Raw genomic sequence first — 13,469 nt, forward strand, 5'->3', positions numbered from 1 at the left:
TGTGGAACATACGGCGCAGGGCATCGCGCGGATCGCCGGCGAAAGGCTTGCGATCGGGGGTGCACACGTCGCAGAACACGCGGGCGACGCCGTTATGGCTCGGGCGCCACGGCAGAATCTGGAAGGTCGAGGCATCGGGAAACGCGAGCATGTCGGCTTCCTCGGGCGTGGCAAAGCCCTCGATGGCCGAGCCGTCAAAGCCAATGCCCTCCTCAAAAGCGACCTCGAGGTCCTCGGGGCTGATAGCAAAGTTCTTGAGGCGACCGAGAATGTCGACAAACCACAGACGCACAAAGCGGATGTCACGCTGCTCTACAGAGCGGAGTACGTAATCGATGTTCTGCTGGTTCATGTCGCTCCCCTTTCTTTCGGGCGGGTTTCGACTGTTCTATATCGCAGATACTATCGCAGAAAAATGTTTCCGCAGGGTTAAAGCGTGTCCGGCGCTCAAAAAACGTGCGCGAGCAGGCGAGTGCTGGTCGGTGGCCTAGCGCGAAGTGGAGGCTCGGGACTCGATGTGGCCGGGGATCTCGATGTGCTTGGGCGCGAGCCTTGCGGCCTCGCCCACCGTGGTGGTGACGACATCGATGCGCTCGGACAGGCGCTCGACAACGCGCTCGGCAATCGCCAGGGTGTCCTGCGCGGCCGTGGTCACGCCGCCAAAGAGCACGTGGTTCCAGGGATAGTCGTCGAACGTCGCGATCTTAAGACCCGCCGGCAGCGAGGGGCCAAGCTGGGCCAGCGCCTCGGTCAGGCGCAAGAAGACCAAGCCGTTTACGGCGATAAGGCCGAGCTTTTTACCCGCATAATCGCGAATGGCCTCGTCCAGACGGCTGATGCCCTCAGCGCCGCCGTCGGTGAGGGTGACGACCTCGCCGGCAAGACCGCGACGCGAGAGCTCATCGGTAAAGGCCTCGGCACGCTCGCGACGGACGGGGCTGTCGTCGCTTGCCTCGGTGAGCAGGCACAGGCGCTCACTGCCCGCAGCAGCCAAGGCGTCGACCAGGCCGGCGACCAGCTCGCGGTTGTTAGACGTCACCAAGTCGATGCCGCCGTCCTCGATGCCGCGGTCGAGCAGCACGACCGGCAGGCGACCCGCAGCCGCGGCGATCGCCGCGTCGTTGCCGCCGCAGGTGTTGACGACCAAGCCGTCAACGCCCGCATCGATGAGCCTGGTGAGTGACTCGGCCTCCTTGGCGGAGTCGTTGCCGCTGATGGCCGTCATGAGCGAGCAGCCGCGCGCGGCGGCGCTGGCGGAAAGCCCCTCGAGCATGGCACTGGAGAACGGGTTGGCGATGTCGGCCAGGATCACGCCGATAAGGTTGGTGCGCGAGCTGCGCAGGTTGCGTGCGGCGGCGCGGGGACGATAGCCGGTGCGCTCGATGACCTCCGCGATGCGGGCGCGGGTCTCCTCGGTCATCTGCCCGGGGCGGTTGTTGAGATAGCGCGAAACGGTGGCCGGGCTCACGCCCGCCTCGGCGGCAATGTCCTTGATTCTCATATGCGCCATAGCGCCCCTCGTTTCCCATGTGTCGGCAATCTTAGCCATTTAAGCATTTTTTAAAAATCTCGGTTGCAAAACGTTGTAGGTGAGTATACTACAAGCTGAAACGAAACCGATTTCGTAAACCGATTTCGGTAAGCGTTGGCACGGAGGTGCAAAGATGCACCCTACCGTCTTGGCACCTCCGTGCCAACGCCATATCAAAGGTGTACGCACAGACAAGAAGGAGCTACGCGACCATGGGTAAAACGGTTCTTACCTTCGGCGAGATCATGATGAGGCTCTCGCCCAAAGATCATCTGCGTATTGAGCAGGCCACCGAGTTCGACGTCCGTTACGGCGGAGCCGAGGCCAACACCGCGCTTTCCCTGGCCTACCAGGGCGACAAGGCCGCTTATGTTTCCGTCGTTCCGGCCAACCGCTTGGGCGAGTGCGCGCTGCGCTCGCTGAAGGTCTACGACGTCGACACCACGCGCGTCGTGCGTCAGGGTGACCGCCTTGGCTCCTATGTATTTGAGGTCGGCGCCTCGCAGCGCGGTAACGGCTGCGTCTACGACCGCAAGTACTCCGCCATCAACATGGCCAAGCGCGACGTCTTTGACTGGGACGAGATCCTCAAGGGCATCGACGTCTTCTATTTCTCTGGCGTGACGCCTGCTGTCTCCGACGAGATGGCCGCCGCCTGCAAGGATGCCCTCACCGCTTGCCGCGCCAAGGGCATCACCACCGTGTGCGACGTTAACTACCGCGGCAAGATGTGGTCGCCCGAGAAGTCGCAGGCAACCATGAAGGAGCTCCTGCCGCTCGTCGACATCTGCATCGCCAACGACGAGGACGCCCCCGCCGGCCTCGGCATGACCTGCGTCTCCGGCTCCCTTGCCCACGGCATCGAGGAGCGCGACACCTACGTCGAGATGGCGCGTCAGATCTGCGCCGAGTACGGCTGCAAGAAGGTCGCCTCGGTCGTTCGCAACATCTCCTGCGTCGAGCGCTCCATCTGGATGGGTATGCTCTATGACGCCGAGAGCGGCGAGCACTGGTTCTCCCCTGCTCACGACGTGCACGTGCTCGAGGGCGTTGCCGCTGGCGACGCTTTCAACGCTGGCCTCGTCCATGCCCTCATCAACGACTTCGATCCGCAGGACGCCGTCAACTACGCCATCGCGGCCTCGATCCTCAAGCTCACCATCAAGGGCGATTCCAACCTGGTGACCGCCGACGAGATCGCCGCCGTGGCAAACGCCGCCGACGGTGGCACCCGCGTCGCCCGTTAATTCGTTCCCCATTCCGCGGGCTGCAGTTTCCCATACCCATACCTCTGCAGCCCGCTCCCCGATTCCTCCGGCCAGGTAGAACCACTTAGTCCCATTCCGGCTCTGCCTGGCATTCCTTCACGACTGGCCTCGTAGCCGGTTCCGAAATTGCTTGTGACCCAAGCAGTGCCTCCGATAACCAATCCGGAACCGGCTCATGGCCAATCTTCTTTAGCAATTACGCGCACTCGCGCGCCGCACATCGAAAGGAACATCATGTTCGATCAGTTCTACACCACGCTTGAGTCCCTGGGCATCGTGCCGGTCGTCGTGCTCGACAAGGTCGAGGACGCCGCCCCGCTCGCTCACGCCCTGATGGCCGCCGGCATGAAGTCCGCCGAGGTCACCTTCCGCACCGCTTGCGCCGCCGAGTGCATCGCCGCCATGGCCGAGGCCGAGCCCGAGATGTGCGTGGGCGCCGGCACCGTCCTGACCGTCGAGCAGGTTGAGCAGGCCCGTGCCGCCGGTGCTAAGTTCATCGTCTCCCCGGGCTACAACGAGGACGTCGTCAAGCATTGTATCGACATCGATCTGCCCGTGCTGCCCGGCACCGTGACTCCCTCCGAGGTCACTGCAGCCGAGAACCTGGGCCTCAAGGTCACCAAGTTCTTCCCGGCAGCCCAGTACGGCGGTCTTAACACCATCAAGGCCCTCGCTGCTCCGTTTGTCGGCCACCGCTTTATGCCCACCGGCGGCGTGAGCACCGCTAACGTCGAGGAGTACCTGAGCTCCTCCGCCATCATCGCCTGCGGTGGCACTTGGATGGTCAAGCCGGCCCTGTTCGCCGACGGCGACTTCTCCAAGGTCGAGCAGATCGCTCGCGAGGCCATGGACGTCGTCAAGAAGGTCCGCGCCTAATCCAGCTCTCTATCGTGGGGGTGCGACCTAGACCGCACCCCCATTTTTGAAGCGGCTCGGAAGCGTGCCGTTTCCGTCACGGACAAGAACCGAAACCGTCTTGTATGCTGATAGAACGTGACGGAAGCGACACGCCCCCGAGCCGCTTTTTCTTGACCGATTAAACTTTTCAACATAGCCCAGAGTGCCAAAATAAATGCGGTGCCGTCTGGAGGAATTGACCCCTTGCTTCCGGTCTGTTCCTCCAAACGGCACCGCATCTTTGTGCCCCGGCCATGCCCCAACGCAGTTGCGGTGAAATAGGGACTGTTTGCGCCGCCTGGGCCGCAAAACAATCCCTATTTCACCGCAATTTATGAGGGGATAGATTAGATGAACGAATCTTTGGGCAGCTCAAAGTAATCGGGATGCAGGGCGATAACTGGGCCCTGCTCCTCGGGCATCAGATGCAGGTGTGTCTCCGCCAGATAGCTCGCCGTATCGGTATCGCCCTCTTTAATGGCCTCAAGAATTCGACGATGCTGCCGACGAATCGGTTCCCAGTCCAGATCCTGCGACACTGCGCGCAGCCAGTTATACCGCTCAAAATGCGTGTTGATGCTCTTCATCCAATCCCACAGCATATGGCGGCCGGCAATCTCAAAACACGTCTCGTGGAACAGGTTGTCTAGGTCAAAGAAGCGGCGCGTCTCGCTGTGGTCGAGCGACTCTGACTCGGCGAGAATCTGCTCAAGCTGGCACTTTTGCTCGGGCGTAGCAGCCGAGCAGCATTTGATCAGCACACTTCTCTCGAGCTTCTCGCGCAAAAAGCAGGCGTTCTCGGCACGCTCCATGCTGATCTTTGAGACATAGGTACCGCTCTTGGGACGCGTTTCCACCAGCTCCTGCTCGCGCAGGCGCACAAATGACTCACGGATGGGAGTGCGCCCAATTCCGGTCTCCTTTTCCAGACCAATCGCCGAAAGGCGCGTGCCGGGCTTGAGCTCGGCATAGATGATCTTGGAGCGCAATGCGTTGTATGCCTGGTCTTGCAGACTCTGATAATGCTGGTGCTGTTCCATAAAGCCCTCGGATATGTCCTCGGTTAGTCGAATACCAACACGTAATACTATCGCAATGCCGCTCCCCCCCATAAGTTGCGGTGAAATAGGGACTGATGGCGCCGCTGGAGCCGCTAAACAGTCCGTATTTCACCGCAGCTTATGAGGGACGAAGGGTTTTACAAGTTGGCGATAATTGCCTGGGCAATCTCGTCGTACTGAGCCGGCTCGAGCATGACGCGACCGGGATTCATGGCGAACACATCGCCAAACTCAAACGGGTCGTCCTTGTACTTGGGGACGATATGCACGTGCAGGTGATGCATGGTGTCGCCGTAGGCACCAAAGTTAATCTTGTCGGGGCTGAACGCCTTGTGCAGCGCAGCTGCGACGTGGCGGACATCGGCCATAAAGGCGGCGGCGTCCTCCTCGGACATGCAGGAGATGTCGTCGACATGCTGCTTGGAGGCCACGATCACGCGGCCCTTGTGGCTCTGCTCCTTAAACAAGATGAGCTTGCTGGCGGGCAGATCGAGCATGGGGATGCCAAAGGCATCGACGAGCGTGTTGTCGGTCCCGCACATGCAGTACGAGCAATCGGTGTGCTGTTCCATGGTGATCCTTTCGATCCGGGTGAAGGCGTTCGCCGCAATGCGACCGGCGGGCGCGACCAAGCTGCCCGGCAATCTACGACGAACGTACAATGCACTCTCTAACCGTTGCGAAATCGGTTTCGAGTATGTCCTTGTCATAATACAGCCAACGAGTTGTTGCGATTAGGTGAACGTTCACCTTTTTATTATTTTTCTCTTTGCAAATAGAATCCCGTGCGTATACTAAGGCTCAAACGAAACCGATTTCGTCAAGCGTGGGCAATAGGATGCTAAGACGCACCCTACCATCTTGGCATCCTATTGCCCACGCTATGTCATTTGCTTTCCTCCCGTCTCGTTGGCCCTTCAGTCCCATTCCGGCACAGCGAGACATTTCCTAGACGACTGACCGTGGGGCCGGCTTTTCTGCTTTTACAGCAGTGCCTCCGATAACCCTCTTTTGCCGGCCCAGGTCAGCCTTTTCTTCACAACCGAAAGGACGGGTAGCAGCATGCGACCGCTCATCATTATGAATGGCGAGAAGATCGATTGGTGCCATACCGTCATCAGGATGTTGATGTATTTAGCAGGCGTCGCGACGCTCGCCCTCGGCATGAGCATCCAGACTGCGTCGGGCCTAGGCGTGGCAGCGCTTACCTGTTTTGCCACGACGCTGTCCATGCTCACCGGCAAGACGCTCGGCTTTTGGATTACCGCGACCTATGTCGCCTACATTGCCGCACAGGCAGCCATCTTGCGCCGCGAGTTTCAGCCGCGCATTTTGCTCGAGCTCTTTTTCTCAACGCTGATCGGCGGCTTTACCGATTTCTTTATGAACGTTAACCCTCTGCACCCCACCGCGCTGCCGGCACAGGTCGTAACCATGCTGCTCTCGCTTGCCATCACCGCGTTTGGCGTAAGCCTCGTCGTCAATATGGGCGTCGTTCCCAACGCACCCGACGGCTTGGTACAGGTCATTGCCGAAAAGCTCAAATGCCGCTTTGGCGATGTGAAGGTCGTATTCGATTGCTCGCACGTCGCCGCCTCGCTCGCGCTGTCGCTGGTCTTTATGCACAACCTGGGCGGCTTTGGCGTCACGACCGCCATCTCGGCACTGTTCCTGGGCCATGTCATCAACGTCGCCAATAAGCTCTTCGCCCAGCGCTTTATCCGCGTGGCCTTTGGAAAATAGCGCCACCGCAAGAACTCGCGAGCAGCGCTATACGTTGCTATATCTCACTATACTTTGCTATATCTTGCTATACGTTGCTATACTTTGCTATATCTTGCTATATCTTGAGCAAAGGTGACTCGCATGCAAACAAACCCTTTTAAGCCCACAGCAGGCAAAACACCTCCCACGATTATCGGCCGCGAAGATGTCCTCGAGGAATTCAATGAAGGCCTCGTCAACGGTCCTGGCGCCCCGGGGCGCCTTATGCGCATAGCCGGCGTCCGCGGAACGGGCAAGACGGTCCTCCTTGACGAGTGCTCACGTTTGGCGCAAAGCCGTGGCTGGACGGTCATAAAAGAAGTCGCAACCGAAGGACTTTGTCAGCGCATTCTCGAGCAGCTGCAGCCCAAATTCCAGGCCAAACACGCCAGATTTGAGCCCACCGTAGCTGGCATATCCATCGGCAGCATAGACATTGAGCGAATCGGTCCATCGCTGCGCGACGCCATGAGGCAGGCTATATCCAAGAATGGAAATGGCCTGCTCATCACCCTCGACGAGGTTCAAGACGCAGAGCTCGATGAGGTCCGAACGCTCTCCATTGCGATTCAACAGGTTATCGGCGAAGACCTTGATATCGCCTTTGTTTTTGCGGGGCTGCCTTCGATGATAGAAAGCGTCATCAACGGAAAGACACTTACGTTTTTGCGCCGTGCCCTCCCCTTTGACCTGAAGGCTGTGGCAGTAACCGAAGTGTCGTACTCCCTCGAAGAAACCATTGAAGCGTCTGGCATGGAGCTGCAACCAGGTATTGCCGGCCAACTTGCCGAGGCAACGCAAGGCTACCCCTTTATGATTCAGCTCGTTGGATATTACGCATGGCAACTGGCACGACGCGCCCATACAACTGTAATTGGAGAGGAAGAGGCAAAGCGAGGCATCGCAACAGCACGCGAACGCTTCTGCGCAATGGTGATTGAGCCCGCGCTGCAGCGCATTCCGCCCACGTGCATCGCTTATCTGCTGAGCATGGCGTCCTTAGGGCAGACGAGCTCGACCAGCATGGTTGCCGATGACTTAAACAAGACACCTCAACAGGTAAGTTCCATCCGCAGTCGTCTGCTGAGAGAGTCGATCATTGAGGCGCCCTCGTACGGCAAGGTCTCATTTGCCATCCCCTACATGCGCGACTACCTCAACGAACACAAAGCCGAACTGGAAGCTGAACTGTAGAAGCGCCAATATCCCAGAGGACAGCAGGCCCCAAGCCGGTGTAGGCTTGGGGCCTGTTTTGTAGCTTTGCTCTTTTGAGCTATGCGCGCTCGTATTTCGTGGCGCGTCCTGTCCCCCGCCTTACGATCGAGTTTCGGTTGAGCAAAGATTCAAGCGCCGCCAACGTGCGCGCGCGGCTCAATCCCGTTTGTTGCTCAATCTCGCCCCGCGACAGTATTCGTCCACCTGACAAAGCCTTGAGAACCTGGACCTCTTCCTCAGACCCTTCAAAGGCATCGATAACGGGCAACGTGACGGCCACCATGCCGCCGCGAACATCAAATACCGGCTGGCTCAAAGAATCTCGATACGCACGCCTGATTCGCGCGATCCCCGTGCCAAATTTCTCGATGTAATCCAGCTTCAAAAAGACCTCGGCGACAATTGGGTTTCTGAGCACGGATATCTGCCCATACAGGTATTGTTCTGTCGTCAAACCGGCGGGCAGCGATCCGGGGGAAGTCACAACGACGCGATCGTCGTACAGGGCAATTTGAACGTTCGCCCGAACGTCCCACGTTCGATGCACCAAAGCGTTTGCGACAGCTTCGCGAAACGCCTCAAGGGGAATTCGATCGGTTTGGACGCGTTCCATCCCCTCGATACGCTCATAACGGTAGTAGCGTGCAAACATAGCCACCGCCCTGTCCACCTGCTCAATTGCAGATAGACCTGTCGCCGTCTCGCGATCCAGAATCACATCCTCGGTATCGCCAAAACGGACGCAGTCGATGCCCGGAAAATCATTCTTATCCGCCAAAATCGCCGCGGCATTGGTATAGCCGTCCTTGCCGAGCAAGCGAAGCGTACGCATGATATCCGGTGTTAGCTCGGAAATGCCGAGGTGTTCAACACACTTATGCTCGAGCGTGTGAAAACTCAAGTCCTGAAAAGCCGACGTGAGCGCATCGAACGTTACGTTGCTGCCTTCGAGCGTCAGTCTGCCGTACTCAAACCGATCGACCTCCACCGTTGCCGAATCGTTACGCCTATAGGCCTTTCCTTTGCTTCGATAGGGTTTGTCCTGGCCCTCATAAACCGTAAGGATTACGGTCCCGTTCTTCTCATCGGGTTCAAGTGAGTAACGGGGTGCGGGGTCAAGACTGTCATTAATCATGTTCTCGATGCGGAGACATTCTTCAACCGGATTGGCAAGACCGACAGCAACGCCCTCGTCATCAACGCCAAACTCAATCTTGCCCGTCCCGTAGTTTGCATAGGCGCTCACCGTTTTAAGAAACGTCGGCGTAACGCTTTCCTTGTATTCGACTGTAGGGCTCTCTCTAACAACCATATGCACAACCCCTTCGTTTCGTACTATTCATGATCGTATTATAAGACGAAAACCGTTTGCGTACGGTTCTAATCAAGACGCAAATGGTTTTCGTCTTGATTTGCGTCCGGAACTAAGACGCAAATTGCGTTTTCGTACGATTTTGCTCCAGACGCAACGCGCTTTCGTCTGACGATACGTCCGCAATCCAAACGAAAAGAGCCCCGAGCTCGTATAAACTCGGGGCTCTTTGTGCCGCGCATCTATGAGAGGAGAAATTCGATGCGTACGGGCGCTACTCCATGTAGCCGCCCTGAATGGCGGAAACTGCATACTCCGCCGCCGACACCGCATTCCACAACGCCATTGCCGAGAGCTGCGGCAACCTCGTCGTTCCCCGCCTGATGGGCGTGCTCAAGGCATCCGTTCCCCTCTTTATCGACGTAACAGGCAAAAAGCTCGTCGAGGAGACCATCCGCACGCACCGCGGCGTGGCCGACGCCATCGCCGCGCGCAACTCCACCGCCGCGCACGATGCGATGTATCTGCACCTGGTCTACAACCGCAACATGATCGCGGAAGGCGCACAGGCGCAGTCGTGACAAAAACGCGTGTCGCCCTTATTCGATAACGGCAACACGCGTCGCGAGTTTATTGATTCCTGCATTAATGACGTACTTTACGGCGGGAATCACCGTCTTGCAGCACTCGATATTCGTGTTCGCCTCAGGACGGAGCAAAACACGCTCACCCTCCACGTGCCCCACAGCCTCAACGCGGCATACTTTATCGGTATCCTCCAACGTCACCCAATGGTAGTCGCCCGGCACGGCAAAGCCCGCATCGAATGCAACGCAATCAATCGCGCTCGTAACAATATGGCTACGAAGCTGTCCGTTCGTAAGAGGAATGATATCGGTTACCACATCGATACCCGGACACGGGCTCCAGCGCGTCCGTACAGCACATTTCCCGTCGCCGAGCGTTACGATCTCGCTTTTGTCCACGCCGTCACGAACAAACACGCGCCCACCGACAACGAACGAAAGCACGCTATCAGGCGCAGCCTCTTCGAGGGTGCGTTGGGAGCGTGCCACGCTGAAGCCGAAGCGGCTCGAATAGGCGAACTTGCTGTACTTGTTGTCCGACTGGGCAAAGGGATGTCCCGGTACGCGGCCGCTCGGATACAGCACGACCTCGCCCCCGGTATCGCGTGCCACAAGTCCGGTGCCACCCAGAGCGGAGACAACACCGTCGTGGACAGGCATCGTTCCCGAGGCCGGCAGGGTCCAAAATGAATCGTCCTCGGGCAACGCCAGACACGCGAAGGCCATAAGGCACCAATAAGGGGAACCGGCGGCGTTGTAACTCTCGCACATATGCTGGTTGGGATAGCGGTAGCCCACCGTCACGACCCCACCGTTATCGCAGATACGCGTCCGATTCCACGCCTCGAGGTTCCGCATGATCAGACCCTTGAGGCAGGCGGTATCAAAGCCCTCGCCCAAGTTAACGCCGGCGGCGACTGCGATGGACCAGAAACCCGCCTGCGCGAAGCGGTACGTCATGGAACGACCATACGGCACGCCCTCGCCGCGCGCCGAGAATAGCTTGACGTAATCGGAAGCGAAAAGCTTAAGACGGTCGAGATATCCCGTCGCGCGGACGGTGTCTCTCAATCCGAACTTCCAGATATAGAGCACCGAGAAGAACTGGAACGTCATGGCGTTATAGTAGTCGGGCAGACCCGCTGGGCCGTCTTTGTACCAGCCGTCGTCCTCATAGAAGCTGTCAAGCGTATCGAGGTCTTCCCGCAAAAGCCCCGCGTTATAGGGCATGCCGAGCTCACGCAAGGCGAGGTTGACGAGCGCCTGGAACCATAGCCAATTGCCCGCCGGGCAGCTATGCTCATTGATTTTGCCAAGCCATGCCGCAGCGCGCTCGCGCTGTCCGTCGGTCAACGGCTCCCAAAGCACATCGGGAGCAAGCAAGAGGGCATAAGCGATAGCCGCCATCTCGACAAACTTCTGATCGTGGTCACGGCAATCGCCCCAATAAGCATCCGACTGAGGATCGGTTCCGGCAATAAGTCCGTTGCAGTATGCATGCTCGTAGAAGTCATCGGCACTACGTGAACCGCCCGCCCAAAACGGAGCGAGGCCCCACAGGAGCCGCGCCCAAGCCTCCATGGGAATAACCTCGTCCTCATACTGTGCTCCCCCGCCCGCGAGTTCGATGCGCGAGCAAGATGCGTCATAGTGTTTGCGCAGCGGATCGAGGAAGCGCATGAGCAGCGCCTCGAAATCGCGACGCGAATGCAGTGCCGTCGACACTTCTACCTCCTTTGGAGCACCTCGGCTCTGACCTCGGACTCCTTAATGACGCGCGAACCCTGCAGAGGCTCTCCGTCCTCGCAGCGATACGTGACATCGCGCTCGATGAGCTTGGCGCCCCGGCCAAGCTGAATGCAGGGGCTGCCGGCAGAGTCAGCGTCGGGCTCGTACGAGATCTCGCAATCGTTGAACTCGAGCGTGCCGGGAACTTCATCGCCGCCGTTGAAGAACGAGCTCATGGTCACGCCCGTCGCCTTACAGGCATCGAAATGCAAGTCGACGAGCGGGCGCTCCGTCTGATAACCCTTCTCGGAACCGAAATCGTAGTTGATCAGACGTCCAGGGTTGGTAAACGTGCAGTCATGCAGGCGCCAGTTGCAGGCGTCCGAGCGGTAGACGTCACCCGCCGGCGAATAGTATTTCACGGCCGCGTGCATGTGATGAGTACCCTCGAGAATATGCTCGTACTCGCCCGGACCCACAAAGCGGCAATTGTCGACCAGCAAGTTAACACAGCCAAGGCGAATGGCGTTGCACGCCGTATTGAGCAGGCAGTCCTCGACGACGACGTTACGTGCGTCGAATCCGGCGACGCAGTCATCGCCCGTCTTGAGCGTGCAAGAGCGGATGGTCACGTTGTCGCAGTGATGGATGTTGAAGCCGTCGTGGCCGCCCAGGATACTCACATTCTCGGCAAGGAGATTGGTGCACGAATCCATCTGGTGGCTCCAGTTGGCGCTGTGCTCAAACGTGTAGCCCTTGAGCGTCACGTTCTGGCAGCGGCAGATGCGGATGCCCATGGCGCCACGGAATCCCTCCTCGCCGGCGGGGTCGGTGCAGTCGACACCGTCGAACGAGCTGTCTGGCTCGCCGGTGATCGCGACGTTCTTGGCATCGGCAATCGTGAGCAGGGCACGCGTGTAATGCGGCGGAAGGCGCTGGATGCGTACGATCTCGGGGTCGGTCGCGTAGCGGAGCGTGGTGGGAATGTCCCAGTCGGTGTAGTCCGCGATGTCTTCGGACCCCTGGATCTTGGCACCGGACTCAAGATGGAGCTCGGTGTCGCCGTACATGCGGATGGAGCCGACGCGATAGGTGCCGGCCGGAACGACGACACGCGCACCTTGCGCGTCGCGCGCCTGGTCGAGTACCGCCTGGAACTCAGCGGTTACCAGACCCTCGGCCTGGGCAAGCTCCGCGGGAACATGGAGGATAGTGAGAGACATGGGTTTCCTTTCTTTGTCTTAGGCGTCCGTACCCTCTTGCGGGGCGACGCCGGAAAAGCGGTCATTCGGGCCTCCGTTTTGTGCCGTCTCACCCCGGCGACCCCAGACCTCGATCTGGCTCAAGCCGGGAAAACCGTCCTCATCGCGTTTGACCGGTTGCCCGATCTTGACCCAGGAAAGGCGCCTGCCGCCCAGATCGAACGCCTGGCGCTCCCCCGTCTTCTCGAGCGAAAGGTCGAGCACCGACCCATCCGAAAGCTCGAGCTTCGCGGATTCCCAACACGTGTCGTGCGGAAAATCGGCACGTAGATACAGCCGCAGCTCATCGGCTACGACCTTCTCGCCAAAGTCGATTTTGAGCCAGGCGTCGGCGCGGCCGGCGACGCCCCACGACTCATGCGGCCAGCTGCCATGACTCGAGGTCTCGATCACGCCGTCGATGGCATTGCGAGCGATAAACTGGGGGTTATCCATGGGGATGTTCGACGTCGCATGGGGATAGATGCCCTGTGCGCCCTCGTAATCGCATGAATTGCGTGAGAGGCACCGCCAGGCACCCGCCTCGCGAGTATCCTCGATGCGCGCATAGGCATAGTGACGTTCATCCTCAAACGCCCATCCCTTGCCATACGCCTTCTGGCCCTCGCCGAGCGGGATGGGAAACTCAAACGTGTCCCGCTCCATCAACACGTGGCTCTCGACGAGCGCGGCATCGAGTTTGAGCACCAGATGCACCGGTGCCTCATCGCAATGGATGACAAGCTTGTCGCCTGGCTCGTATGCCCCGCGCCAAGAAAGCGTCACCTCGTCTTTGCACTCGGTGGAATAGACGGTCTCCCCCGTCTCGCGCACGACACTCAGGGAAAGCATAGCCATACAGAAC

The 13,469-nt window shown here is 59.0% G+C and carries 13 protein-coding genes; 5 read left to right on the forward strand and 8 right to left on the reverse strand.

From position 1 onward, the window contains the following. A partial coding sequence (locus tag AB5Z14_RS08475) for a glutamine synthetase beta-grasp domain-containing protein (protein WP_368131048.1) occupies positions 1–352 on the reverse strand: 352 nt, incomplete at its 3' end. Between the two features lie 135 nt (positions 353–487). Then, the gene (locus tag AB5Z14_RS08480) at positions 488–1,510 is read right to left on the reverse strand and encodes a LacI family DNA-binding transcriptional regulator (protein WP_368131049.1); all 1,023 of its coding nucleotides are present in this window, start codon (positions 1,508–1,510) and stop codon (positions 488–490) included. Between the two features lie 233 nt (positions 1,511–1,743). Between AB5Z14_RS08480 and AB5Z14_RS08485 the strand changes: the two genes are divergently transcribed. Further along, positions 1,744–2,778 (forward strand): sugar kinase, encoded by a 1,035-nt coding sequence (locus tag AB5Z14_RS08485; RefSeq protein ID WP_195535992.1) that lies wholly within the window; start codon positions 1,744–1,746, stop codon positions 2,776–2,778. A 255-nt stretch (positions 2,779–3,033) separates the two neighbouring features. Then, positions 3,034–3,675 (forward strand): bifunctional 4-hydroxy-2-oxoglutarate aldolase/2-dehydro-3-deoxy-phosphogluconate aldolase, encoded by a 642-nt coding sequence (gene eda / locus AB5Z14_RS08490; RefSeq protein WP_368131050.1) that lies wholly within the window; start codon positions 3,034–3,036, stop codon positions 3,673–3,675. A 368-nt stretch (positions 3,676–4,043) separates the two neighbouring features. Here eda and AB5Z14_RS08495 read toward each other — a convergent pair whose 3' ends face one another. Then, the gene (locus AB5Z14_RS08495; RefSeq protein ID WP_368131051.1) at positions 4,044–4,736 is read right to left on the reverse strand and encodes a GntR family transcriptional regulator; all 693 of its coding nucleotides are present in this window, start codon (positions 4,734–4,736) and stop codon (positions 4,044–4,046) included. Positions 4,737–4,894: 158 nt separating this feature from the next. After that, positions 4,895–5,329: an HIT family protein gene (locus AB5Z14_RS08500; protein WP_368131052.1), complete on the reverse strand. Its 435-nt coding sequence runs from the start codon at positions 5,327–5,329 to the stop codon at positions 4,895–4,897. Between the two features lie 490 nt (positions 5,330–5,819). Between AB5Z14_RS08500 and AB5Z14_RS08505 the strand changes: the two genes are divergently transcribed. Together AB5Z14_RS08505 and AB5Z14_RS08510 are read left to right on the forward strand one after the other, a co-directional pair. Continuing rightward, positions 5,820–6,500 carry a YczE/YyaS/YitT family protein gene (locus AB5Z14_RS08505; RefSeq protein ID WP_117743205.1) on the forward strand — a complete coding sequence of 227 codons (681 nt, stop codon included), beginning with the start codon at positions 5,820–5,822 and terminating at the stop codon, positions 6,498–6,500. A 123-nt stretch (positions 6,501–6,623) separates the two neighbouring features. Next, a complete protein-coding gene (locus tag AB5Z14_RS08510) occupies positions 6,624–7,715 on the forward strand; it encodes an ATP-binding protein (RefSeq protein WP_368131053.1) in 1,092 nt (363 codons plus the stop codon). 79 nt (positions 7,716–7,794) lie between these two features. On the opposite strand, the gene AB5Z14_RS08515 is transcribed toward AB5Z14_RS08510, so the two are convergent. After that, a complete protein-coding gene (locus tag AB5Z14_RS08515; protein ID WP_368131054.1) occupies positions 7,795–9,048 on the reverse strand; it encodes an ATP-binding protein in 1,254 nt (417 codons plus the stop codon). 296 nt (positions 9,049–9,344) lie between these two features. On the opposite strand from AB5Z14_RS08515, the gene AB5Z14_RS08520 reads away from it, so the two are divergent. Next, positions 9,345–9,629, forward strand: a complete 285-nt coding sequence (locus AB5Z14_RS08520; protein ID WP_368131055.1) for a FadR/GntR family transcriptional regulator — start codon at positions 9,345–9,347, stop codon at positions 9,627–9,629. Positions 9,630–9,647: 18 nt separating this feature from the next. Here the strand turns inward: AB5Z14_RS08520 and AB5Z14_RS08525 are convergent, their stop codons facing one another. Genes AB5Z14_RS08525 through AB5Z14_RS08535 form a run of 3 tightly spaced genes read right to left on the reverse strand, consistent with a single transcriptional unit; the run spans position 9,648 to position 13,462 of the window. Beyond that, the gene (locus tag AB5Z14_RS08525) at positions 9,648–11,360 is read right to left on the reverse strand and encodes a DUF2264 domain-containing protein (RefSeq protein ID WP_368131056.1); all 1,713 of its coding nucleotides are present in this window, start codon (positions 11,358–11,360) and stop codon (positions 9,648–9,650) included. A 2-nt stretch (positions 11,361–11,362) separates the two neighbouring features. Continuing rightward, positions 11,363–12,586: a glycosyl hydrolase family 28 protein gene (locus AB5Z14_RS08530; protein WP_368131057.1), complete on the reverse strand. Its 1,224-nt coding sequence runs from the start codon at positions 12,584–12,586 to the stop codon at positions 11,363–11,365. A gap of 18 nt (positions 12,587–12,604) precedes the next feature. Then, positions 12,605–13,462 carry a hypothetical protein gene (locus AB5Z14_RS08535; protein WP_368131058.1) on the reverse strand — a complete coding sequence of 286 codons (858 nt, stop codon included), beginning with the start codon at positions 13,460–13,462 and terminating at the stop codon, positions 12,605–12,607. Between the last annotated feature and the right edge of the window lie 7 nt (positions 13,463–13,469).

This window comes from Collinsella aerofaciens (assembly GCF_040910265.1).
Taxonomy (GTDB): Bacteria; Actinomycetota; Coriobacteriia; order Coriobacteriales; family Coriobacteriaceae; genus Collinsella; species Collinsella aerofaciens_BK.

What these genes read in the sequence shown, in the direction of transcription:
- AB5Z14_RS08480 (WP_368131049.1), bottom strand. Translation starts at nt 1,510, where the DNA reads ATGGCGCATATGAGAATCAAGGACATTGCCGCCGAGGCGGGCGTGAGC.
- AB5Z14_RS08485 (WP_195535992.1), top strand. Translation starts at nt 1,744, where the DNA reads ATGGGTAAAACGGTTCTTACCTTCGGCGAGATCATGATGAGGCTCTCG.
- eda (WP_368131050.1), top strand. Translation starts at nt 3,034, where the DNA reads ATGTTCGATCAGTTCTACACCACGCTTGAGTCCCTGGGCATCGTGCCG.
- AB5Z14_RS08495 (WP_368131051.1), bottom strand. Translation starts at nt 4,736, where the DNA reads ATGGAACAGCACCAGCATTATCAGAGTCTGCAAGACCAGGCATACAAC.
- AB5Z14_RS08500 (WP_368131052.1), bottom strand. Translation starts at nt 5,329, where the DNA reads ATGGAACAGCACACCGATTGCTCGTACTGCATGTGCGGGACCGACAAC.
- AB5Z14_RS08505 (WP_117743205.1), top strand. Translation starts at nt 5,820, where the DNA reads ATGCGACCGCTCATCATTATGAATGGCGAGAAGATCGATTGGTGCCAT.
- AB5Z14_RS08510 (WP_368131053.1), top strand. Translation starts at nt 6,624, where the DNA reads ATGCAAACAAACCCTTTTAAGCCCACAGCAGGCAAAACACCTCCCACG.
- AB5Z14_RS08515 (WP_368131054.1), bottom strand. Translation starts at nt 9,048, where the DNA reads ATGGTTGTTAGAGAGAGCCCTACAGTCGAATACAAGGAAAGCGTTACG.
- AB5Z14_RS08520 (WP_368131055.1), top strand. Translation starts at nt 9,345, where the DNA reads ATGGCGGAAACTGCATACTCCGCCGCCGACACCGCATTCCACAACGCC.
- AB5Z14_RS08530 (WP_368131057.1), bottom strand. Translation starts at nt 12,586, where the DNA reads ATGTCTCTCACTATCCTCCATGTTCCCGCGGAGCTTGCCCAGGCCGAG.
- AB5Z14_RS08535 (WP_368131058.1), bottom strand. Translation starts at nt 13,462, where the DNA reads ATGGCTATGCTTTCCCTGAGTGTCGTGCGCGAGACGGGGGAGACCGTC.